Source organism: Bilophila sp., assembly GCF_057864385.1.
Window position 1 is genome coordinate 50228 of sequence record NZ_DBMAFI010000010.1, and the last position, 22591, is coordinate 72818.

Annotated in this window: 25 protein-coding genes; 18 read left to right on the plus strand and 7 right to left on the minus strand. The window is 50.9% G+C overall.

Going from position 1 to position 22591, the window contains the following annotated elements:
- Window positions 1–4: 4 nt before the first annotated feature.
- Together eutS and ACZM8Y_RS04915 are read right to left on the minus strand one after the other, a co-directional pair.
- Window positions 5–343: an ethanolamine utilization microcompartment protein EutS gene (gene eutS / locus ACZM8Y_RS04910; RefSeq protein ID WP_005027076.1), complete on the minus strand. Its 339-nt coding sequence runs from the start codon at window positions 341–343 to the stop codon at window positions 5–7.
- 245 nt (window positions 344–588) lie between these two features.
- The gene (locus ACZM8Y_RS04915) at window positions 589–1245 is read right to left on the minus strand and encodes a phosphatase PAP2 family protein (RefSeq protein ID WP_479858620.1); all 657 of its coding nucleotides are present in this window, start codon (window positions 1243–1245) and stop codon (window positions 589–591) included.
- A gap of 328 nt (window positions 1246–1573) precedes the next feature.
- Between ACZM8Y_RS04915 and ACZM8Y_RS04920 the strand changes: the two genes are divergently transcribed.
- The 9 genes from ACZM8Y_RS04920 (at window position 1574) to ACZM8Y_RS04960 (ending at window position 7359) form a co-directional block, all read left to right on the plus strand.
- Complete coding sequence (locus ACZM8Y_RS04920) at window positions 1574–3313, plus strand: aldehyde ferredoxin oxidoreductase C-terminal domain-containing protein (RefSeq protein WP_479858619.1); 1740 nt, start codon at window positions 1574–1576, stop codon at window positions 3311–3313.
- 74 nt (window positions 3314–3387) lie between these two features.
- Window positions 3388–4131, plus strand: a complete 744-nt coding sequence (locus tag ACZM8Y_RS04925; protein ID WP_302551707.1) for a HesA/MoeB/ThiF family protein — start codon at window positions 3388–3390, stop codon at window positions 4129–4131.
- A complete protein-coding gene (locus ACZM8Y_RS04930) occupies window positions 4128–4349 on the plus strand; it encodes a MoaD/ThiS family protein (protein WP_302551706.1) in 222 nt (73 codons plus the stop codon). The genes ACZM8Y_RS04925 and ACZM8Y_RS04930 overlap by 4 nt, the downstream gene beginning before the upstream one ends.
- A 394-nt stretch (window positions 4350–4743) precedes the next feature.
- On the plus strand, window positions 4744–5232 hold the full coding sequence (locus ACZM8Y_RS04935) for a DUF4396 domain-containing protein (RefSeq protein WP_489501621.1): 489 nt from the start codon (window positions 4744–4746) through the stop codon (window positions 5230–5232).
- Window positions 5193–5357, plus strand: coding sequence for a DUF4396 domain-containing protein (locus ACZM8Y_RS04940; protein WP_479858618.1), 165 nt, complete (start codon window positions 5193–5195; stop codon window positions 5355–5357). The genes ACZM8Y_RS04935 and ACZM8Y_RS04940 overlap by 40 nt, the downstream gene beginning before the upstream one ends.
- Before the next feature lie 265 nt (window positions 5358–5622).
- A complete protein-coding gene (locus ACZM8Y_RS04945; protein ID WP_482332271.1) occupies window positions 5623–5937 on the plus strand; it encodes a hypothetical protein in 315 nt (104 codons plus the stop codon).
- A gap of 123 nt (window positions 5938–6060) precedes the next feature.
- Window positions 6061–6744: an NAD-dependent epimerase/dehydratase family protein gene (locus ACZM8Y_RS04950; RefSeq protein ID WP_482332266.1), complete on the plus strand. Its 684-nt coding sequence runs from the start codon at window positions 6061–6063 to the stop codon at window positions 6742–6744.
- Window positions 6745–6847: 103 nt separating this feature from the next.
- Window positions 6848–6955, plus strand: coding sequence for a DUF1731 domain-containing protein (locus ACZM8Y_RS04955; RefSeq protein ID WP_489501627.1), 108 nt, complete (start codon window positions 6848–6850; stop codon window positions 6953–6955).
- Between the two features lie 158 nt (window positions 6956–7113).
- On the plus strand, window positions 7114–7359 hold the full coding sequence (locus tag ACZM8Y_RS04960) for a hypothetical protein (protein WP_302551701.1): 246 nt from the start codon (window positions 7114–7116) through the stop codon (window positions 7357–7359).
- Between the two features lie 252 nt (window positions 7360–7611).
- Here the strand turns inward: ACZM8Y_RS04960 and ACZM8Y_RS04965 are convergent, their stop codons facing one another.
- Window positions 7612–7857, minus strand: a complete 246-nt coding sequence (locus tag ACZM8Y_RS04965) for an FmdB family zinc ribbon protein (protein WP_489501624.1) — start codon at window positions 7855–7857, stop codon at window positions 7612–7614.
- A gap of 107 nt (window positions 7858–7964) precedes the next feature.
- Here ACZM8Y_RS04965 and ACZM8Y_RS04970 point away from each other — a divergent pair, with 107 nt between their 5' ends.
- Both ACZM8Y_RS04970 and ACZM8Y_RS04975 read left to right on the plus strand, forming a co-directional pair.
- Entirely contained in the window at window positions 7965–8726 is a 762-nt protein-coding gene (locus ACZM8Y_RS04970) for a DUF4390 domain-containing protein (RefSeq protein ID WP_479858615.1), read from the plus strand.
- Between the two features lie 15 nt (window positions 8727–8741).
- Window positions 8742–10931 (plus strand): sensor histidine kinase, encoded by a 2190-nt coding sequence (locus ACZM8Y_RS04975; protein ID WP_479858614.1) that lies wholly within the window; start codon window positions 8742–8744, stop codon window positions 10929–10931.
- A gap of 116 nt (window positions 10932–11047) precedes the next feature.
- Here the strand turns inward: ACZM8Y_RS04975 and ACZM8Y_RS04980 are convergent, their stop codons facing one another.
- The gene (locus ACZM8Y_RS04980) at window positions 11048–11404 is read right to left on the minus strand and encodes a hypothetical protein (protein ID WP_479858613.1); all 357 of its coding nucleotides are present in this window, start codon (window positions 11402–11404) and stop codon (window positions 11048–11050) included.
- A 616-nt stretch (window positions 11405–12020) separates the two neighbouring features.
- On the opposite strand from ACZM8Y_RS04980, the gene ACZM8Y_RS04985 reads away from it, so the two are divergent.
- The 4 genes from ACZM8Y_RS04985 to iadA all read left to right on the plus strand — a co-directional run bounded on the left by ACZM8Y_RS04985 (window position 12021) and on the right by iadA (window position 17089).
- Window positions 12021–13586, plus strand: a complete 1566-nt coding sequence (locus ACZM8Y_RS04985; protein WP_479858612.1) for a Na+/H+ antiporter NhaC family protein — start codon at window positions 12021–12023, stop codon at window positions 13584–13586.
- Window positions 13587–13808: 222 nt separating this feature from the next.
- Complete coding sequence (locus ACZM8Y_RS04990) at window positions 13809–14072, plus strand: type II toxin-antitoxin system RelB/DinJ family antitoxin (protein ID WP_337431486.1); 264 nt, start codon at window positions 13809–13811, stop codon at window positions 14070–14072.
- A complete protein-coding gene (gene nhaC, locus ACZM8Y_RS04995; RefSeq protein ID WP_479858611.1) occupies window positions 14059–15849 on the plus strand; it encodes a Na+/H+ antiporter NhaC in 1791 nt (596 codons plus the stop codon). Before ACZM8Y_RS04990 ends, nhaC begins: the two co-directional genes overlap by 14 nt.
- Window positions 15850–15919: 70 nt before the next feature.
- A complete protein-coding gene (iadA, locus tag ACZM8Y_RS05000; RefSeq protein WP_482332245.1) occupies window positions 15920–17089 on the plus strand; it encodes a beta-aspartyl-peptidase in 1170 nt (389 codons plus the stop codon).
- 78 nt (window positions 17090–17167) lie between these two features.
- Here the strand turns inward: iadA and ACZM8Y_RS05005 are convergent, their stop codons facing one another.
- On the minus strand, window positions 17168–17608 hold the full coding sequence (locus ACZM8Y_RS05005; protein WP_479859695.1) for an acetyl xylan esterase: 441 nt from the start codon (window positions 17606–17608) through the stop codon (window positions 17168–17170).
- Between the two features lie 341 nt (window positions 17609–17949).
- On the opposite strand from ACZM8Y_RS05005, the gene ACZM8Y_RS05010 reads away from it, so the two are divergent.
- Window positions 17950–18189, plus strand: coding sequence for a hypothetical protein (locus ACZM8Y_RS05010; protein WP_302551692.1), 240 nt, complete (start codon window positions 17950–17952; stop codon window positions 18187–18189).
- Between the two features lie 170 nt (window positions 18190–18359).
- Here the strand turns inward: ACZM8Y_RS05010 and pap are convergent, their stop codons facing one another.
- A complete protein-coding gene (pap, locus tag ACZM8Y_RS05015) occupies window positions 18360–19853 on the minus strand; it encodes a polyphosphate:AMP phosphotransferase (protein WP_482332233.1) in 1494 nt (497 codons plus the stop codon).
- Between the two features lie 449 nt (window positions 19854–20302).
- On the minus strand, window positions 20303–21469 hold the full coding sequence (locus tag ACZM8Y_RS05020; protein ID WP_482332227.1) for an MFS transporter: 1167 nt from the start codon (window positions 21467–21469) through the stop codon (window positions 20303–20305).
- 381 nt (window positions 21470–21850) lie between these two features.
- Between ACZM8Y_RS05020 and ACZM8Y_RS05025 the strand changes: the two genes are divergently transcribed.
- Together ACZM8Y_RS05025 and ureB are read left to right on the plus strand one after the other, a co-directional pair.
- The gene (locus ACZM8Y_RS05025; protein ID WP_302551689.1) at window positions 21851–22153 is read left to right on the plus strand and encodes an urease subunit gamma; all 303 of its coding nucleotides are present in this window, start codon (window positions 21851–21853) and stop codon (window positions 22151–22153) included.
- A 14-nt stretch (window positions 22154–22167) separates the two neighbouring features.
- Window positions 22168–22572: an urease subunit beta gene (ureB, locus tag ACZM8Y_RS05030; protein ID WP_479858343.1), complete on the plus strand. Its 405-nt coding sequence runs from the start codon at window positions 22168–22170 to the stop codon at window positions 22570–22572.
- Window positions 22573–22591 lie beyond the last annotated feature (19 nt).

The following is a 22591-nucleotide window of genomic DNA, read 5'->3' on the forward strand; positions in this document are numbered from 1 at the left end:
CGGGTTAACTCTTGGTCGTTTCGCATGCGGCAAAGCCAAGCACATCATGGAGAGCTTTTACCGTATAACGCAAGGCTTCTTCCACACTGGCTACAGAGCCTTGAATGACCAGTGCGCCGGTAAAACGATCGACAAATCCGATCTGGACGGAAGCGGCTTTTGTGGCGAAGTCACCCGCAATCATAGCCGCCTCACGAGGGCTCAATGTTAAGATCCCTACCGCTTCAGCGCCGGGAACGCCCATTTTTTTGGCGAGATCCTCGTCAGGGTGAGCGATCAGATGGGCAATCGTAACCTGTTTTCCGGGTACGAGTTCCTGAATGATACGTGCTTTTTCTTCCATGAGCTCAATTCTCCTGCGCACAGTCTGGCGTGCATCACCGAAGGACATTGACCGCACAACCCGTGCGAATCTGCTAAGGATAAGTGAACCTGCTCCATATTTCAAGGAGGAGCTGGATGAGAGGCCTGCGGCTCAACATCCTCTTTGTTTCAAGGCCAGGCAAGCGGACACAGCCCCTCTCTGATTGAGAGTCTTATTTTATTGTTATTCATGTAATTTTTTGGTTTACTACGGTACGTGTTGCCCTACTTTTTTATCGGAATCCGTTCACAGGCAATACATCGGGCGGCAATACTTCCTAAAAGCATTCCTCCAACAATATCAATAGGGTGATGTTGACCTAACCATATTCGGGAAAAACCTATAAGTGCGATTAATACTGAGATGAAAAGGGAAAAGGGACGATTTTTGAACCAAAGTGCCAGAGGAATGGCTGCGGTGACGGCAGTCGCTGTATGCCCTGAAGGGAATGAAGCATATTGATTGATAAAGCCCAAAGGGTATGGAGGCCAAGGAAATCCCGGCCTCGGCATACCCAGCCCATATTTTATGAGCTGCATGGCAAAGCACAAAAAAAAGATGCTGAACAAGGCGCAACGCAGAACGAACACTTTTTTCTCTTTGTCGCGCTTCACGAGAGCCACAAGCAGCAACATAAAATAACACCCGTAGATGAGTGGATTGCCGATATGGGTAATAACGCTCATAAAGCGGGTAATGGAAATATCGGCTGCCGCAAGCTGAGAAAAAAATTGGCGGACGGGTTCGCCCCACCAGCCAAGGCAAAAGATAATGAATGCCATAACGGTACCAAGCGGTGCCAGCAGACAGAGATGCTCCCCCCATCGATAGTTCGGGGAGGGTGCAAGAAGTGCCTTGATAGAACAACTCATCGTATTCATAAATGATTATTGCCTAAATAATTATTACCTGCTGAGGATGAAATGGATAAGGAGACAAGAGGCTCTTTGCCCTTTTCCCTTTCTGATCTGCCACAGCCATATCTTTCTGAGAGATAGCTTTTTCTGAATAAAAAGATAAACCAATAGGTTAGCTGGTACAATGTTTTATTTTCCGCCGCCGTCCTACGTCCGGCCCATTCGGGCATGTCCCGATGAGCATATTCCCCTGCCCTCATAGAGAGGAAAAGGTGTTTCACCTATGTTTTCCATGACATATTGCGCAATACTCCTGTTCTGCTATGCTCAAAGAAAAAACAGGAGAAGCGGCATGGAAAAAGTGCTTCGTATCAATGTCGGAGCTGAAAACGGCCCCGTGGCTACCATAGAGGAGCTCGGCGCATACGCAGGCCTTGGAGGGCGTGCTATGACCACGACAGTCGTATGCAAAGAAGTCCCTCCGAATTGCCATCCTCTTGGTCCTGAAAATAAGCTCGTTTTTTCTCCCGGACTGATGGCTGGTTCGGCTGCGGCGTCATCGGGCCGCATTTCGGTCGGATGCAAAAGTCCGCTTACGGGGACTATCAAGGAATCCAATTCTGGCGGCACCGGCGGCCAGTTCATGGCCCGTCTCGGTTACGCGGCCATTATCCTTGAAGGCGAAAGGAAAACGGACGATCTGTGGAAAGTCGTCATCACCAAGGATACGGTAACATTTGAAAAATGTAATGAATACCGTATGCTTTCCAACTATCCTCTCGTCGCGGCCCTTCAGGAAAAACACGGTATGGCCCCCGGATATGTGACCATCGGGACTGCCGGGGAAATGCTCATGTGCAACTCCACCATCTGTTTTACCGATCCTGAAGGGCGGGCTACCCGCCATGCCGGGCGCGGCGGCGTCGGAGCCGTCATGGGATCCAAAGGAATCAAAGCTATCGTGTTGGATCCGGCGGGTACTCCGGTAATCCGCAAGCCGAAGAACCCTGAAGCGTTCAAAGCGGCAAGCCGTGCTTTTGCGCAGGGGCTTTCGTCGCATCCCGTATGTGGGACGGGCCTTCCCACGTACGGAACCAATGTCCTCGTCAACATCCTGAATGAAGCTGGCGGACTGCCCACAAAAAACTTTTCAGTTGGCCGTTTTGAAGGCGCGGATAAGATTTGTGCCGAAACGATGGTGGAAATCCAGAAGCGGCGTGGCGGCAATCCTACTCATGGCTGTCATCGCGGCTGCATTATGAAATGCTCCGGCATCTGCGTTGATGAAAACGGCGAGTTCGTTTCCAAACAGCCTGAATACGAAACCGTCTGGTCGCATGGAGCCCATTGCGGCGTAGACGATTTGGATAAAATCATCCTCTGTGATCGCCTTGAAGACGACTACGGGCTTGATACTATCGAGACCGGCGCGGCTCTCGGCGTACTTATGGAAGCCGGTGTCCTCAAATGGGGGGACATCGACGGCATCATCGCCATGATTCATGAAATCGGCAAGGGTACGCCTATGGGGCGTATCCTCGGGGCGGGGACGGCTACCACGGCCCGCTGCTTTGGCGTCGAGCGCGCTCCCGTCGTCAAGGGGCAGGCCATGCCCGCCTATGATCCGCGTGCGGTCAAGGGTGTGGGCGTGACGTATGCCACGACGACCATGGGCGCGGATCACACGGCGGGTTACGCCGTGGCGACCAACATCTTGGGCTGCGGCGGCAAGACCGATCCTCTTTCCGCAGAGGGACAAGCCGAAATCTCCCGGAACCTGCAGATTGCCACAGCCGCTATCGATGCCACAGGCTATTGCATCTTTACGGCGTTCGCACTGCTCGATCAGCCCGAAACCATGCAGGCCCTTGTTGATACGATCAATGCCATGTATGATTTGAATATGACCCTTGATGACGTGACGGAGCTCGGCAAGGATATCCTCAGAAAGGAACGGGCATTCAATGCCGCCGCCGGGTTCACCAAGGCCCATGATCGGTTGCCTTTGTATTTCAGCCGGGAGTCTGTTGCCCCCCACAACGTGCGTTGGGACGTCTCGGATGAAGATCTTGATTCCGTATTCAATTTTTAATGACTATGCTCGGTAAGGCATATAAAAGGGGACGAAACGCACGACGCTTTGTTCCCCTTTTACATTATAAAGCCATGAAACACGCTGAAAGCTCGAACGGGGAAGCTCCCGCCGCACTTGATGCCATACCGGAACGCTATTGGAGAAACGCCCGCTTCCTTTCCCGGACGGATCAAGAAAAGCTCTTGCAAGCCCACGTCATCATCGTGGGGCTTGGCGGCTTGGGCGGCACCGTTCTTGAGGAACTCCTACGTCTTGGCATCGGTACAATCACCGGCGTTGATATGGATATTTTTGAACTTTCCAACTTGAACAGGCAGCTTCTCGCCACGGAAGAAAATATCGGCCTCCACAAGGCGGAAGCGGCTCGTTTGCGCGCCCGGCAAATCAATTCGGACGTCCGTTTCATCCCAGTGACGAAAAAGCAGGATTTCAGCTCAATGTGCGAGCTGTTTCGGGATGCCGATGTTGTCGTTGATGCGTTAGGAGGGCTTACGGACAGGCAGGCGCTTGAGAAGGCCGCAGCGGAAAAGGGTGTCCCCGTGGTCAGCGCTGGCATAGCCGGGCTGACGGGCTGGTGCAAGGCCATTTTTCCGGGAGAGGCGGGGCCTGCATCTCTTCTTGCTGGAAAAGACGATCGCCCTACTCCCGACGAAATCCTCGGCAACCTCGCGCCTACGGCATTTCTTGCAGCCTCCTTACAGGCCGCGCTCATACTTCAGATCCTGACCGGAAAACCCGTACGGCGGGAAACCTTGTTCTTCGATCTTGAAGATGGAACCTTCACGCAGGTCATGCTCGACCGAAGGCCAGAATGAAACTTACCGTCAAATGTTTTGCCACACTCATGCCCTTGACTCCTCCGGGCGGCAGTTTGGAGTTTCACGGTACGGATGTCCGTGACTTGTTGCTGCGGCTTGCCATCCCGGAATCTGAAGCCAAAATCATTTTTGTGAACGGTATTGGCGTAGAGAAGGACGCCTTGCTCCATGATGGCGATCGCGTGGGGATTTTTCCTCCCGTGGGCGGGGGATAATTTTCACCTTTGTACGTACCTTAAAGTGCCTGCCGTACCCAAAGAGCGCCCATTGGCTTTTGCTGGGGTAAACTTCAGTGAGAAGTTTCTTCATTTTTTATGATAATCATTTTTTCGGATATGCTTCTTCTTTAGAAAAGAAGTATGGGGTCCCTGCATGAGGCGTCAGCCCATACAGGAACGGGAACCGGTGCGCGAGTACCGGTTCTTCTGGGGAGAGGGAAACCTCTCCCCTTCTTTTTTGAAGGGGCGTCATTGAATCGGTGAAAGCATCTGGAGAATAGGCATGGAATCAAGTAGGTACTGGCTCGACCTGATCGCTGAAACGTACGTTGGCATCTGCGTGTTATGTTGCCTGTTCATTATCTCCAAACAGCGGCGGCGGACTGCCCCTATGATGCGCGTCATGTTGCTGGTCTGGCCTATCATCACGCTATGGGCAGGCCCTTTGGGTATCTGGGCCTATGAAACATCCAACCAGCGCGTACCATTCCATGACGATGGCGCTGTGCATGACATGCCCGGTATGCACATGGAAATGCCCGTGCAACCGACGCATTCACATACCTCTCATTGGAAGAGCGTCATGACGGGAACGCTCCATTGCGGGGCAGGATGCACACTTGCTGACTTGCTAGGTTCCCTCCTTTTTCGCATGGCACCCTTCATTCTCTTTGGCAGCTCACTCTATGGGGAATGGGCGGTGGATTATGTGTTGGCGCTGCTCATCGGGGTCTTCTTCCAATATACCGGATTGTCCTCAATGAATCATAACCGGGGCTTTCCCTATGGATCAGGGCTTTCAAGGCGGACTTTTTATCACTTACGGCTTGGCAGGTGGGGATGTATGGCTGGATGGCCATTGCGGTATTCCTTTTGGTAGGCCCCATGTCACCCGATCAGCCCGTTTTTTGGCTGATGATACAGCTCAGCATGCTCTGCGGCTTCATCACCGCGTACCCCATGAATTGGTGGCTCATGCGCACTGGTATTAAGAATGCCATGTAAGTACCTTCGATGTCTTGCCCTACACAGGCTGTTGGGGACAGAGCTTTTTTCTTTTGTGGTATGTCTGCCCTTCCCTTCAACAACTCCCTTGAGTGCGTCATCCCTTCCGCTGCCATTGTTCCATCTCGGACGGAGTGTTGCGGATATCCCACGGTACAGCTTGAATTTTTTCTGTGTTTACAGAATGGATACAGCATGATAGCGAATGGGAAACGATACTTCGCCCGGAATCTTTTGCGTTCAATGGTACCCAGAGAGGAGGAGCATGATGGATGTTTTTGATCTTGCTGACAACTTGCGCGCGGAATTTCAGGAAAAAGGCGTTTCCGACGAAGAGTTTTTGCTGAAAATCGCCGAACGGTACGATATCAAACGGGTCTTTGTCAGTTCAGTAGCGGACGAGCTCTTTGATAAGATCCCAGACAAACGCATTGCGGAAGTCCCTGATGTCGGCACGGATGAAGCCAAGCATTTGTGGTTTGCGTTTGGCATTGGGAAAATCCTTTTGCGCGATCGAGGTCTGGAGCCCTCCAATTTTGACTGTATGCAGTTTTCCAACCGGCTTCTACAGATGAAATAACTCTTTTAGGGCCGGGAGCCGGGACACAGCCCGGCTTTTTTTGTATCCGCCGAAGTAATCATATAAAGCCCTCCCCATTTTTTTTATTGTTACAGGAAGATCTGTTTCAATAAGGAGAGCTGCATGCGGGGCGTTCTCTTGGGTGGTTCCGGATTCATAGGCAGAGCCCTGACGCAGGCGCTCATTTCCCGTGGCGATGAGGCAGTTGTTCCGACTCGGCATGTTCCAGCTATAACGTCCCCTGCCGGCCCCGAATACCAACTATGGGATGGGCAGGATCATTCAAGCCTGAGCCAGATCCTCAATGGGGCTGATGCCGTCGTCAATTTACTTGGTGAAAACATCGCGGCGAAACGTTGGAGCCCTGGACAAAAAGAACGTATCCTCAGCTCAAGGCTTCTTGCGGGGCAGGCGCTCGTCATCGCCCTGCAACTGCCAATCGTAAAACCTAAAATATTAATACAAGCTTCTGCAATCGGTTATTATGGGTTCTGGCCCGAAAGCCTTTCAGCTCCCGAATGTACCGAGGACAGTCCCGCCGGATCAGGATTTTTGGCAACTGCCACCATCCAATGGGAACGTTCAACGCAGCAGGCAGAGCACTTAGGACTTCGCCGGTGCATCATCAGGACAGCACCCGTGTTGGGATTGGGTGGAGGTATGCTTGCCAAGTTGCTCCCAGTGTTTCAGCTTGGGCTTGGAGGGTCGATAGGGACAGGAAGACAGCCGTTCGCTTGGATTTATCTTGACGATGAAGTTGCCGCAATTCTTTTTTTACTCGACCATGAAGAACTGGGCGGCTCCTGAGCAGAATACCATGAATGATTTTGTGCAATCTCTCGGAAGAGCTTTGAAAAGGCCTGTCTGGATTCCTATCCCTTCTCCCCTTTTACGGCTCGTTTTTGGAGATATGGCCGATGAACTGCTTCTTGCCGGACAAAAGGTGTCCCCAACCCGCCTGTTGGAACACGGATTTACCTTTCGCCGCCCTACCCTCAACTCAGCACTCCCTTTGTGATATGGGAGGCACGCGGTGCCTTAACCGCAAAAGAAAAATAGCTTCTTTTTTAAACGGAATTTTTGCCCCATTCCGTGGAGAAGGGTTCCCTTTCAGGAGGAAATCCTATAGTAATGCGAACAGGAACTAACTTATAATAACTATGAGGGGCAGGATACATGATTTCAAGAAGACAAAAAATGGTAAACCTTTGGAAGCAAGTCCGTTTCATCGAAATCGTCGATCCGGGGAACCAGTTTGTGAAAAATCTGATGTTCGACGGTGTTTATTCTTCTGATTTTGCACAGTTGAATGAAGATATTCTTGATTGGTTCTCAGCCATCAACGAGCGGTATGCTTCTGTATATTCCGATACCGAGCATCATCGCACCGTAAAGGCGACCATTGATCAAATGTATACCTGATTGAAACGATGCGCATGAAACAAAGGCGATTCGGAAGAATCGCCTTTGTTTTTTAGTATATTATTCAGCATATTGCTTGAGACATCGATTCAAGGAATACATCCGCCCCGCTCAAGCGCAGTCTTGTCGCCCCTTCCTTTATTTACAGGAACCATGCGGCATGGTACGAACAGATGAGGATGGGCAAAGAATACGTCCGGGGGACTTTTTTCAAAAAAAGCCGCCTGTATCGCTGATACAAGCGGCTTTTGGCTATATACTGCAGCCTCCACAGCCTCCGCCCCCACAAGGGCCGCCCCCCCGCAAGGGTTTGGGAGGCATTGGCCGGACAGGGCCCACTTTGAAAGGCTTCGCCCCGTGTTTTAGGTTTGCGGCCGAAAGCAGCCGTTCGGTGTCCGTACTTCCGCACTGGGGGCAAGGCGGACAGGCCTCATTGGGGCCGACCATGTCTTCAAACTCGCACGAGCAGGAAGAGCAATAAAAATCGTACATAGGCATAAAGGGATAACTCCATTCTGACGTCGTTCCATAATATGGCGATCGATTATATAGCCAGTTTTTAACCGCTGACAAGGCTCTTTTCTCGTACCTTTTGGGGGGACGGTGTGCCACCAGCCGTGCTTGCCAAGTTTTGGTTCCTGTGCCAAACAACAGTGTTTGTATTTTGTATAACCCTTTTTAGGCTCTATATCTTCAACAGCATTTGCCCTATGTCATTACCCCAACGCATACCATATGGTTTTTCGGCCTGCCTGATTCTGGCCCTTCTGCTCTTTTTCCTTGCGGAAGCTTATGCCCAATCAGACTCAAGGGAAGAACGGGGGAACCGCACGTCCGTTGAGCTCAAGCCGTCAGACGCGTCAATTTCTCATGGGCAGACACCAAAGCTGGAATTACGCACTTTTACGGTTGAAATGCTTAACGACGGCATAGATGTCAGCATGGGAATAGGGCTGGAAAACGACGGGGTGGTTCGAGCCCAGCTGCGGGATGGCGCCGTAATGACATTGACGTGCAAACTTGCTCTTGAGCGTGTCCGTACCCTGCTCTCCAATGAAGTCCTCTCTGAGGAATCGCGCTCATACCAGTTGCGCCATGATTTGCTTTCCCGCGAATTCATTTTGTCGTCTCCAGGGCAACCCATTGTGCGGCAAAAACAGTTTGATGCCCTGCTTGCCTCAGTTTTTCAGCATTTGGATTTTCTCCTTCCTTTACAGGCATCGCTTGTTTCTGGAGAAACCTATCGTGTCCAACTCAAGATTACTCTGGAGCACGCCGAAGTTCCGCCGTGGCTGGAAAAAGCACTTTTTTTCTGGTCATGGGAAGTCACTCCCCCCTTATCCTTTTCTCAGGACTTTATTTTCTAAGGCTGGAGGGTATGCATGGCAGAACAGGAGAAAGTAGTCCAGATTGGCGTTCCCGATGAACGGGAACGACGCCGCAGGCGTTATGAACTCTTGGCGGCTTTTCTTCTGCTCTTGTTGGTGTTAGGGGGAACATGGACGCAGCTCACACTTTACGGTGTGGACTCGTGGATGTTCATCGCCTTGCTGAACATCAACTCCATCTTCATGCTTGTTATTCTGTTCCTTGTCGCCCGGAATGTCGTAAAGCTGATCATGGAGCGGCGCAGAAAAGTGTTCGGCGCCCAAATCCGTACTCGTCTTGTCGTCGTTTTTGTTTCGCTTTCTCTGATCCCTACGGTTATCATGTTCTTGGCATCCAACCGTGTCGTTGCAACCAGCGTCGACTATTGGTTTACCCGGCAGACGGAAACCTCCCTTCAGGCGGCTCTTGACGTGGGGCAAAGTTTTTATGCGGCGGCGGCGGAACGCCTGCACAGCCGTTCCGAGGCGATCGCTCAGGAAGCGGCACAACGTCGTATCGCTTGGACGGCCTCCAGCGTCAACAGGCTTCTTCAAACAAAACAAAAAGAATACGGCCTTACCTTAGTGGGCTTTGTTACACCGCAGGAAAAAGAACTGTATTGGCACGCCCCTCAAGCCTTTACAGAAGGATGGCAGGAAGCACGTACGCGTATCGATTGGGCCCATGTCGCCCGAGCGACATTTGGGTCTTTGCTCTGGGCAACGGATGATGCCGATTACGTTATCGGTGTCTTGGCGATCGATGGCGGCAAAACAGGCTATCTTATTACTGCGGAAAGCATTGGGCAGGGCTTGCTGGCCAAACTGGAACGGATTTCAAAGGGCTTTGAGGAATACGCCCAGCTCAAGCAACTCAAGAAACCGCTCAAGGTTTCCTTTTTGCTTATTTTGGGCGTGCTGGGGATGATTACCATCTTTGGTTCCGTATGGTTCGGCTTCCGCCTGTCCAAAGAGTTCACGGCCCCCATTTTGGCTTTGGCGCAAGGGACTACGCGCATTGCACAAGGCGATCTCGATTTCCGTCTTGAGGACAAGGGGGCTGATGAGCTGGGGCTTCTTGTACAGTCATTCAACCATATGGCTAAAGATCTTCAAGAAGGACGGATGAGCCTGACTCACGCCAACGCGATGCTGGCCGAACACAATCGCTACATCGAAACAGTGCTTGATAATATCACTACTGGCGTGATCACCTTGGATGCGGATGGGCGTATCCAGACAATGAACAAAGCGGCAAGCTCCATTTTTGATGCTCAGGCCGAAAAGCTTACAGGGAGAAACCCTGCGGAATTTCTTCCTAGAAGTTACTCCAATATTTTTGTTTCCATGCTTGAAACGTTGCGCGAGCACCCTGAGCAAAACTGGAAACGGCAGGAAGATTTCCTGCTTGGAGATCGGAGTTGGAAGCTTATATTGCATGCGGTTGCACTCTCCGGGCCAGGCGGTATCCGGGCATATGTCATTGTCGTTGAAGACATTACGGAACTCGAAAAAATGCAGCGGATGGCGGCATGGCGCGAAGTCGCAAAGCGCATCGCTCATGAAATCAAAAATCCCCTTACCCCGATCAAGTTATCGGCGCAACGATTGGATCGGAAATTCGGCAAGCAGATAGAAGATCCGGCATTTGGTCAATGTACCGATCTTATCGTCAAACAAGTCGAGCGACTGCAGGAAATGGTGCAAGAGTTTTCCTCTTTTGCGAAGCTTCCGGAAGTACAGCTTTCACCCAATGATGTCGCTCCGCTGCTGGATGAGCTTACAACGCTCTTCCGCACGAGTCACAGCAGCGTCACGTGGGATTTGCATCTGCCTGAACGCTTGCCCAAGATAGCTTTGGATCCCGCCGCGCTGCACCGTGCCTTATTGAATATTTTTACCAATGCGGCGGAAGCTCTAGGTACTCTGCCGCCCGAAGCCTCAAAACGGGTACGCATTACGGCTGTCCACGACCAGGGACGAGGCAGCCTTAGGCTCATCATTTCCGATAATGGCCCAGGATTGCAACCAGAAGAACGAGAACGCATGTTTGAACCCTATTTTTCCCGCAAAAAGGGAGGCACAGGGTTGGGGCTGGCCATTGTCAAATCGATCGTTGCGGATCACCGTGGCACTATCCGAGCTGTAGCGGCACAGGGGGGCGGGACAGCCATTGTACTTGAATTTCCTGTTATGCGTGCCTAACTTTTTTGTTTTGTATTCAATAGAATATCAGAGAACCAATAAAAAACTCCCCGAATCTAACCGGGGAGTTTTTTATTCATACAACCCACAAAAACGCGGTGTGGCTGATTTATCCGCTATTGCTTAAGGCGGGAATCGTTTTTGTCGACACAGGCAAAAGTCAAGTCCGCCCTGCCCCCGCGCCATGTCGTTTCCGAAGTAAGGTTTTCGATATAGACCTCTTGATTGATGCTGTCGCAAGCCTGTTTCGCTTGAGCGACAACGTATTCCCTAGCCCCACTTGTCCCTCCCTGATACGTCATTAATTCAACGCTTAACGTATGCAGCTTCCCGTCTGTCACGGCAGGGCCAGACGCGTCAGCACTAGGAGCCTCAGAAACAGCGCCTTCAAGATTTGAGGGGGTTCCCGTATCGTTCGCGGCACAACCAGAGAGCAACAACAACGCAGCACCAATCACACCAAATCGTTTCATAGCATCATCCTGTTTCTATCCAAAAATACGGCTGAATGCCGCACTTTCTCCTCGATATGATGAAAAGTAACCGAGAAGCTATCCTATGATAGTATCCGCAATTTACAGGCTTACGGTATAAAAAATGGACGCATTGTCAAGTGGGCTATGTTGAAAAACAATCGGACAATTAATCCCACCAAGGTTTGGCGCAGTATTTGCTTTTTGATTTTATGGGGAGAATATTTGGTAATTATTTTTATTAAATAGAAAGGGTTGTGTGTTAGATTTTAAAAATTTACATAATTTATATAAATTATGAGCTATATACTCTGTTGTCTGACATCTGGAACACAGCGCCTTTATTCCGTAATCCAATGGCACTCATTCCCAATAAAAACAGGTGTACAATCCCCCTTAGCCTGTATTATAGTCACCCGAATGGCATATTTTTCATGCTGTTTTTGTCCCTGAACAGCTTTCTTGAATACTGCTCCACTCTGCCCGGCATATGGGGAATGTTCATGCGTGGCAAAAAACGGACGGCTTATGCCGATTGCCCACGTGGACGTTCCGGAGCTTAGAGGAGCATAAAAAATGTTGCCGGATTCGCATCGGCTGCACGGAGGATGAAATCGTGGAACCGTATTATGCAGGATGGCTCTCGCTGCTGCCGCCAGTTATCGCCATCACCTTGGCCTTGCTGACAAAAGAAGTCATTTCCTCTTTGCTGATAGGCATTCTGACGGGAACATTCATTTATTCGGTTGGGATGAATAGTGATGTCCTGTTCATGGGCACCATTGAATCGGCTTTTGACACCATGGGCAATAAAGTCGACTTCAACATTCTGATTTTCTGCACACTGCTTGGGGCGTTGGTTTACACTATTTCCATGGCAGGCGGGACAAGAGCGTACGGGAAGTGGGCTACGCGCAAGATCAAGAGCCGAAAGGCCGCCCTGTTATCCACCGGCGGTCTGGGGGCGTTCATCTTCATCGACGACTATTTCAATTGCCTTACCGTCGGCACGGTTATGAAGCCTGTCACCGATTCCTACAAAATTTCTCGCGCTAAGCTGGCCTATATTATTGATGCCACGGCCGCGCCCATCTGTATCATCGCACCTATTTCCAGCTGGGCCGCCGCAGTGGGAAGCAACCTCAAGACAACCGGGGCATTCACCAGTGACTTTGCCGCGTTTGTTTCCACCATCCCCTATAATTTCTACGCTCTGCTCTCCATCGCTATGGTGGGGCTCATCTGCCTGACAAATTCGGATTTCGGCTCCATGCGCATAGCTGAGGAACACGCGCAGCACGGCGATCTTGGTGCCGTTGATGGGAGTTCCAAGGAGCAAGTTCAACCAGCGGAGCGCGGCACCGTATGGGATATGCTGATCCCCATCGGCAGCCTGATTGTTTTTGCCGTACTCGGCCTCCTTTACAACGGCGGTTACTGGGGAAAAGATCCGGCGTTCCACACCATGGGCGCGGCTTTCGGCAACTGTACCGCTGCCAAAGCCCTTGTTTGGGCGTCCGTTGGCGCTCTTGCCGTTTCCTTCTTGCTTTTTGTTCCCCGTGGCCTTTTGTCTTTCAGGACGTTTATGGACGGGGCCGTTGAAGGAATGAAAACCATGTTGCCCGCCAATATTATTTTGGTATTGGCATGGACAATCAGCGGCGTCTGCCGTGATCTGCTGCAGACACCTATTTTCGTGCAGTCCCTCGTGGAGGACGGAGGCGTTTCCGGGGCACTCCTTCCTGCCATCGTGTTTTTGATTGCGGGCTTTTTGAGCTTCTCCACGGGCACGGCATGGGGAACCTTCGGCATCCTGATCCCTATCATCGTCCCTGTCGCTCAGGCTGTCGATCCGGATCTGGTGGTGGTTTCCCTCTCCGCAACTCTCGCTGGCAGCGTGTTCGGGGATCACTGCTCCCCCATTTCGGACACGACCATTCTCTCCAGTGCCGGTGCCGGTTGCAATCATATCGAGCACGTATCCACACAATTAGGTTATGCGTGCATCGTGGCTTTCTGCTGCTTCGTCGGATATGTGGTCGCAGGGTTTACCAAAGCCAACCTGTTGTTAAGCCTCGGCTCTTCACTTATCCTGCTGCTCATCAGCGTGTTTATTTTGCATATGTTGGGCAATAAAAGGGCTGCCGCCAGGGAATCCGCCGCAGCTGGGGAAAATATCTAAATATTCACCTAGGAAATCAAATAGGCATGAGGGTGGGCTTAGGTCCGCCCTCTTTTTGTGCGCATATCGAATCTCTAAATATATTATACTGTAATTACAGGTAAAATTGTTTTTAAGCAGCAAGCAACGGAATTATTCCTGAGTAGTCACTTTTTTCAGGATGTTAGATTGACACTATCTCAATTGAGATACATAATAACTCAAATACGATACGAGGTGGGTATGGCTAATACGACAATGGTTCACATCCGTGTTGACGAAAAGCTCAAACGCGAAGCATGTGCCGCTCTGGACGGCATGGGCCTGTCTCTTTCGGATGCTGTGCGTCTGCTCCTTGTTCGTGTGGCGGCAGAAAAGGCTTTGCCTTTTGAAATCAGGGTTCCCAACACAAACACAATCCGAGCTATGGAGGATGTGAAGGTGGGCTCCCTGGAATCCTTCGAGTCTGTCACGTCACTCATGGACAGCATCGATGAGAACAATTGAAGCAACCCCAACCTTCAAGGAGGACTTGAAAAGAGTTTGCCGGGATCCGGGTCGGAAACAAGCTGTTGAAGACCTGCTTTCCATTCTGGCGCGTGATCTTGAATTCATGGTGGGTATGCCGACGCACACGCTGCCCGGCAAATGGAGCGATTATCTGGAATGCCAGCTGCAATCGAATCTTTTCCTTATTTATAGAAAACCTGATAAAAACAGACTTCAGCTCGTACGTCTGGGAAGTTGTTCCGACTTTGAATGCCGGGACGACGAGTATGACATCGGATTTTCTGTATCTTGCGGAAATAAGGAAGAGCCCTCCAGATTTTTCAAACCCGACAATACAACTACAGGGAGACCGACTGTGACCACGCATAGGAAACCGACACTTGCCTTTGCCCTTTTTACGCTGCTTTCCATCGTCACAATCATTGCCTGCGGGATGATTTTCTTTAACTTGAAACTTCACCTGCTCATGATGTCTTGCTGGGTTGTCTGTGCCCTGTTTGCCCGGCGTCTGGGCTATACGTATACGGAACTTGAAGTCGGCGCGTATGAACTCATCCAGAGGGCCATGGGCGCCGTCATCATTTTGATGTGTGTCGGCGCTCTTATTGGGGCATGGATTTCCGCCGGAACGGTTCCGGTCATGATCTATGTCGGCCTCCAGATCATTTCCCCCAGCCTCTTCCTCGTGACAAGCCTGATTCTGTGTTCGGTAACGTCACTTACGACAGGGACTTCATGGGGTACAATCGGAACGGTCGGCCTTGCCATCATGGGGATTGGCGCCGGCCTCGGCTTTGATCCGGGCATTACCGCGGCCTCCATCATCTGCGGCGCATTCTTCGGCGATAAGCTTTCTCCTCTCTCCGATACCACCAATATGGCCGCCGCAGTCAGCGGGGTTCCGTTGCTCCGGCATGTCCGCCACATGGTGAACACGATTACGCCCGCCTACATCATTACCATCATCCTGTATGCAATCATCGGGTTCAAACAGGGCTCCGGCATAGCCGATACATCCCAGCTCAATGCCATCCTCACTGGACTCAGCGAACACTTCCAAATCGGCATCATCCCTGCCCTGCCCATGCTGCTGGTGCTCGGCCTGCTGATCCGCCAGACCAATCCCGTCCTCGCCATCGTCAGCGGTGCGCTTTTCGGCGTCCTCATCGCCGTTGGCTATGCCGGTATGGATTTGACTACCGCCTTCAACTCCATGTGGAGCGGCTACAAGGCTGATTTTGCCAACCCCATGTTGGCGAAGCTGCTGAACCGCGGCGGTATCACCAGTATGCTCGACATCGCTGCGCTGGTTATTTTTGCCTGTGGGCTCGGCGGCATGCTCCGCCATATAGGGATTATCGATGCCGTGTTGGAGCCTGTGGCCCGCCGTGCGACTTCCGGCCTTTCTCTGGTGCTCGCTACACTGTTCATCGGCTATGGGACGCTCATGCTGACGGCCGCCGCTTACTTCAGCATCGTCATGAACGGTACCGTCATGGCACCTCTGTTCCGCAAGCGCGGTTACCGCCCTGAAAATTGCTCCCGGGTCGTTGAGGATGCCGGGACGCTCGGAGGCCCTCTTGTGCCTTGGGCCTCCAATGCCCTCTTCCCCATGAGCATGCTCAGCGTATCATATATGGATTACGCACCGTGGGCGTTCGTCCTGTACCTCACGCCCCTCATGTCCATCCTTTACGCGGCTTTTAACATCAACATGACCCGGCTTACTCCAGAGGAAATGGCGGAAGAAAACAAAGAATTCGTAGTAGAGTAAGCATTGTTACGCATCTATCCCCAAACCGCCGCCTCGAAAGAGGCGACGGCTCCTTCCAAAGGAAAACATCATGGCCACTATTCTTATACGTAATGCCTCCGTTTTTTCTCCCGATCCCCTTGGAACCAGCGACATCCTGATCATCAACGATCGCATTGCCGCCATTGCACAGAATATTTCCATCCCAGAATGGCTTGATCCCGTGCAACAGATGGATGGTAAAGGGCTTTTTGCCGTTCCCGGATTCATTGACGCGCATGTCCACATTACAGGAGGAGGCGGTGAGGCAGGATTCTCTTCGCAAGTTCCTCCCCTTCCCCTTTCAAAGCTCATCCGCTCGGGTGTGACGACCGTTGGTGGGCTTCTCGGCACTGATGGAGTAACCCGGCATGTCGATGCAGTGCTCGCCAAAGCGAACGCTCTTGAAGAGGAAGGTGTCAGCACTTTTATTATGTCAGGAGGGTATCCTGTACCTTCTCCGACGCTGACCGGCTCAATCCGTTCGGATATTGCCTTCATTGAAAAGGTTCGCGGCGGCAAGATTGCCATTGCGGATCATCGGGTCGCTCCCGTTTCCGTCGAAACCCTGCTTGCCGTTGCCACGGAAGCCCGCGTAGGCGGAATGCTCCGCGGATTCATCGGTATGCTGATCATGCATATCGGTGCGGCGGCGGAAGGGCTTTCCTGTGTGTTCTCCGCATTGGAACGTGCGCCGCACCTAGGGCGTCACTTGATCGCTACACACATCAACCGAACCCCCTTCACCTTTTCCGAAGCGATCAAGTTGGTCACCAAAGGCGGATTCATGGACATTTCTTCCGGCTTGAACGCCCAAACCTTGGGCCCGAACACTCTGAAACCGTCGGAAGCCATTGCCGCTGCCGTGCGTCAGGGAGTTGCCAAGGAGCGTATCCTGATGAGTTCGGACGGCAACGGCAGCGCGGCACGTTATGGAGACGACGGCAGTGTCAGCGGACTTGTGGCCTCTGACCTCGGCAGCCTCCATACGGAGTTCGTTGACTGCGTAAAAGAAGGTATGCCGCTCTCTGAAGCGCTTTGCCCGGTTACCCGCAACGTGGCTCAGGCTTTTTCCCTCTCCCGGAAAGGGCACATTGCGGTTGGGGCCGATGCAGACGTTCTGTTGCTCACGCCCGATCTGGCCCTGCATACGGTTATCGCACGCGGCGAGTGCATGATGCGGGAAGGTCGGCTGTACAAGAAAGGAACCTTTGAAGAATAACGGGCTGTGTCTCAGCCTTGAAAAAAGCCCTATCCGCCTTCACGGATAGGGCTTTTTGTGTGTCACCGATAACTCTTCTTAGCCCTCCGCAAGTGAAGGGTGGCTGTTGACGAATGCCGCCACATCCCTGATGGCACGCACACACTCTTTTGCATATGAGGATAACCTCTGAACGAAATCTTCAGGTGTACTCAGCGTCTGTATCTCGAAAAAGGCATAGAGAATACCATCATTCTCCACACTGTATATTTTTACCATCCGAATGTTGCTGGCAATTTTATTAAAGGCGGCATCAAGAAACGCTTTGTGGCACAGATTGACCGTTTCCATAGGCATGAACGTCCTGAGGCAAATGAAGTCTCTCTCCGTTTTCTCGTACCCGGGAAAGTGATCCGGCACAACGAAAAAGGTAATCCCCAAAACCCGCACACTGATCTGCGGCAAGCCATTATTCAGGGTTCCCCATTCCGCCTCCATGCCGCCCTCTCTGATCCGCTCGTATACCTTTATGAAGTCCATGCTCATCTCCTTTCCTCGGGCTTATCCCGGACGGTGATAGCGCGATGCAGCAAGGGACGCAACCGCTAACCTAAAAGGGGGTTGCCCCTCCTCCCCTCAGGGCTCCCGTTCCTTCCTAAAAAATGGTGGTTCCTTCTAGACAGTTCATGTTATTCTGTATATGACAGAGCAAAGTCCATGAGCAAATATAGCCATGCGTACGGTCTGTAGGGCAAGCTGCATTGCGCAATAGGAACGTTTTACAGATGTTGAGCCTCTTTTCAATCCAGCCTCTCGAAAAGTGCTTCTGGCTGGAAATTGTATTTGTTTAGACACTCATAAACGTATTCAGAGAAAACGCTATGGAATTCCCCCAATTTGAATTTATCATCAAACGTATCTTTTACTTTTTTCTTCTTTTGATTGTCTTTGCCCTTGCTGCGGTGTTTTGGTTCATGTTTGATGTGTTCCTGTTCTGGAAATATACGCCGCTCAGTGAATGGTCTCCCCTTGGAAGAGTGCTTTGGATGACATTTTCCGTCCTGACAACCATTGGCGTCAACCTTCTTGTTCAGAAAAAAATCAAACACCACTCCGCATAGCAATATCTTTCCTTATATTGAGGTAAGATCGCCAAGGCAGCAAAATTTCATTCTTTATCCTAGAAAACGCGCCCTCCATTCCATTGGGAACGGAGGGCGCGTTTTCTGTTCGCCTGAAGGGTTTCAGGATTTATTCACTCCTCCGACAGAGGGTTATCCGCCTGTGGAGTTCATTTCTTCTTTTTCTGTTCCAAGGCCTTCTTGAGGGCGTCCCGGTATATCCGTATTACCTCCAGCCGTGCATATTTTTTATCTTCGGCTGGAATGATATGCCACGGCGCAGACTCTGTACTTGTCCGGAGGAACATCTCATCGGCGGCTTCCACATAGGCGGGCCATTTTTCTCTGTTGCGCCAGTCATCCGGGGTAATCTTGTAGTTTTTCCACGGAATCTCTTCCCGCTCCTTGAACCGCCTCAATTGCTCCTTCGGGGAAATATGCAGCCAGAACTTGAGCAGAATATTGTTATGCTCCTGCAGTTGTTCCTCAAAATCGTTCAACTCCGCATAGGCCCGTTTCCAGTCCTCCGGCGGCGTCAGCTTTTCCACCCGTTCCACCAATACCCTGCCATACCATGAGCGATCATAAATCGTGACAAATCCCGCCCGTGGAATATGGCGCCAAAACCGCCATAGATAGTTATGGGCAAGTTCTTCATCAGTAGGAGCACTGATGGGGATGACACGGGTAATCCGGGCATCTATCCCCGCCGTCAGCCTTCGGATAGCGCCGCCCTTGCCCGCCGCATCCCAACCTTCAAAGAGAATCGTGCTGGAGATACCCTTCTTATAGGCTTTATACGTCAAATCATATACTTCCGACTGTAGCTCAGCCAATTCCTTCTTATATGCCCCGCGTTCACAGGTCTTGGAAAGATCGATGGCATCCAAAGCGGAAATCTGCCCTATCACCTCTTTGCCCGCTTTCGCAGGAAGCGCCGGGGCAACATTCCGCGGCTTTATGGTAACTGCCGCTTCAACTGCCCCAATAATGGCCCGTGCCACCGATGCATTACGAAAATTGGCATCATACGCATCAATGATAGTCCAAGGTGCATCCACCCTATCCGTCAGAGTAATGGCCTTGGCTGCCGCACTTACAAGACCGTCATAGTTCTCGACACCCTTTTTATCATAAGGAGTGAAGTGGTGGATCTCTTGGTGTTTCAGGCGCTCTTTGAAACGGGCTTTCTGTACTTTCTTGCTGAGGTGAAGCCAGAGCTTGATGATGACCGTCCCGGATGAAACTAAGGTATGTTCAAGCCTCCTCCAGCGGTCCATCGACGCATTAAACTCACCCCCGCTGATCTCTCCGCAACCAAAACGCCTGAGGGTTCCATCATACCAGCCTCCCAAGAAAACCCCAATTTCGCCCCTAGCGGGTAGCTTGTTCCAGAACTGCCATGCCTCAGGACGCGTCCGCTCCTCATCCGTCTGCATCCAAAAGACATGGTTTCGGATCGTTTTGGCGTCCATCCACTCGGAAAGCATATTAGCAATCGCCCCACGCCCGGAACCATCCACGCCAGTTATGGTGATTAAGACAGGGAGCTTATGTTCAATGCAGAACCCCTGTGCCTTGAATAGATTCATGCGCAGCTCACTTTCAATAGCTGCATATTCTTTTGCCGGGTAACTCCGGCCTAATGCCGCAGACTCAAACATGGGCACTCCTTTCTTCTAGAAATTCTCCTATAAAAACGAGAAGAAGCAATTATAGCAAAGCCGCTAATGGACTGTTGTTTAAAGAGTTTACGCACACCCCTACATGAGCGCAAGCTCCTTCATAAAAAATATATAATTTAAACTAGTTAACCATAGAAGATATTAAGCATAGAAAAAAGCAGTTCGAAATCACACGACAATGTTTTTCCGAAGAATCACAAAAGCCAAAATCTGCATCACATCAAGAAACGTACCGCCCCTGTGAGACACTGTGTGTAATCACGAACTATTTTATACAATTGCATACTAGAGTAAAAAGAATACACCATGATACCATGCTCTTTTCTTACAGTATAATAAAATACAATCTGTTCGACTAGGCACGCCCTTATGATATGAAAATATGGATATTCTCCTGTCTACTATATGCTGATAAGAATGAATATTTTTTATTTCTGAGTGGAAGTAATACGTGGTTGAAACAAAAAAGATGCCACCAGCACAATCAAAATACTTACGGTAAAACCAAAGAAATACGCACCATTCCAAAGCCATTTCATGGAAATGATGCTGAACAGGAGCGGCGATACACTCTGGCTTACACGAACGGACGTCTCGCTCACCGCAAGGATGGCTGCACGATCACTGGGCGTACCGAGCAGTGCTACCTTATCATTGATGATGGGTAAGGAAAGCCCCTGCGCCGCACCGGACACGAATAAGGGAACCGCACAAAGCCATAGCTCAGGAATAAAGGATAAGAAAGCCAGCGGCAGAGTATAACAAACCCCTGCCGCCAAAATGAGTGTACGGAAAGCCCATTTTGTATGGAGGCGGGGAAGCCCTGTAGCCGCTAGGTAGGAGCCGATGGCTACAAACGAGAAAACGAGACCGATGCGGGACGGAGTTGCGTGGTATTTTGCTTCAGCCATCATCGGGAAACAGGTGTTAATGGGCCCATAAATGACACAGTAGCACAAAAATACTAGCAGGAAGAAGCCAATGGCCCTCCTCTCGCACAGAATATTCCCCGTTTGCTTCCAGTAACGCCGCCAGTCCATTACCCCCTGCGGCTTTTTCAGCGTCACCATAAGAGACAAAACCGCTATCGGCAGGGCCAACGTGAAGACGAAAAACGGCGCCCGCCATGACCATTCCCCGATGAGGCCGCCAATAATGGGATAAATGATGGTTCCAAGGCTCGAAACAGCTGTAAGCCGCCCCATGATACGCGGCAGGTGCTTTTCATCCACCATATCCGTCGCAAGGATGGTGTAGAGCACACCAAGCGGCCCGGCACCAATCCCTTGAATAACACGACAGATCAACACATCTCGCCAGCTCTCCGCAAAAAGACACAAAATCCCTCCTCCGGCAAATACCAACAAAGCTGGAAGTAAAACCGCCATCCTCCCGAACCGATCGGACAGCACTCCTGCAACAAGCGTCATTGCGGCTTCCGCCAATGTAAAGCAGACAACCACCATCCCTGCCTCCGCAATACTCAGGCCGAATGTCCGCGCCATTGCCGGCATGACCGGAAGAATCAACGTGACTCCCATAGCGCTTAGCAAGCGGACTCCGAACAACAACGTCAAATTACTTTTTCCCGGCATGGCCTCTCCCTGTATTTTTTTATCAGCACGTGGCATACCGTATAGCATTATTGAATGCTGTCTCACTATATACCATATTATTTTTATTCTTTTAGATTGGTGAACAATATACAATTCATATCTTATATATCAATTTAATATTTAGTTCATATTCTATTAAATTATAATAACATGAATAATATACAATCCAAATATATAAATATTATTATAATTCCATATTTTATTTTCTTAAAAAATAAAATAGTATAACACTCTTTATAATTGTTCATATTTCATATGCATTGTTAGCCTTTTGTTGCTTCATGACGTGACGTACTCGTCATGAAGCATGTATGTTACATTTATATCATATGTACTACAGATACTGCAAAGGAGGCTCATATGCACCTTACTCCTCGCGAGCTCGACAAGCTCATGATTCATACCTTGGCTAATGTCGCACTCAAGCGGAAAGCCAAAGGCTTGAAGCTCAACCATCCCGAAACAGTGGCTGTGCTTTCCGCCGCCGCACTTGAGGAAGCCCGCGCCGGGAAGACTGTCGAAGAAGTTATGGCCGAAACCCGCAAAGTCCTCACCCGCAACGACGTCATGGAAGGTGTGGTCGAAATGATCCCTTCCGTGCAGGTGGAAGCCGTCTTCACCGATGGGAGCCGCCTCATCACCATTCACAACCCCATCAACTAAAGGGGGATTTTTCCATGACCAACAAGACTCCGAACAAAACCACAGCGCCGGTCGGCGGCCTGATCCTTGGTTCCGCTCCCATTGAATTCAACGCGGGGCGCAAGACAGTTACCCTCAAAGTCCGCAACACCGGCGACCGTCCCATTCAGGTCGGCTCACACTTTCACTTTTTCGAAGTGAACCGCGCCCTCGAATTTGATCGCCACTCCGCTTACGGCATGCGTTTGAACATCTCCTCCACGACCGCCATCCGTTTCGAGCCGGGCGATGAGAAAACCGTATCCCTCGTCACCATTGGCGGGACTTCCGGCACCTATGGATTCAACAATCTTGTGGACGGCTGGACCGGGGACGAACACGAACGGGTCATCAACGAGGAACGTGCCGACAAGCTCGGTTTCAAGAACGCCAAAAAGTAGTTCCCGCGCCATCGGCGCG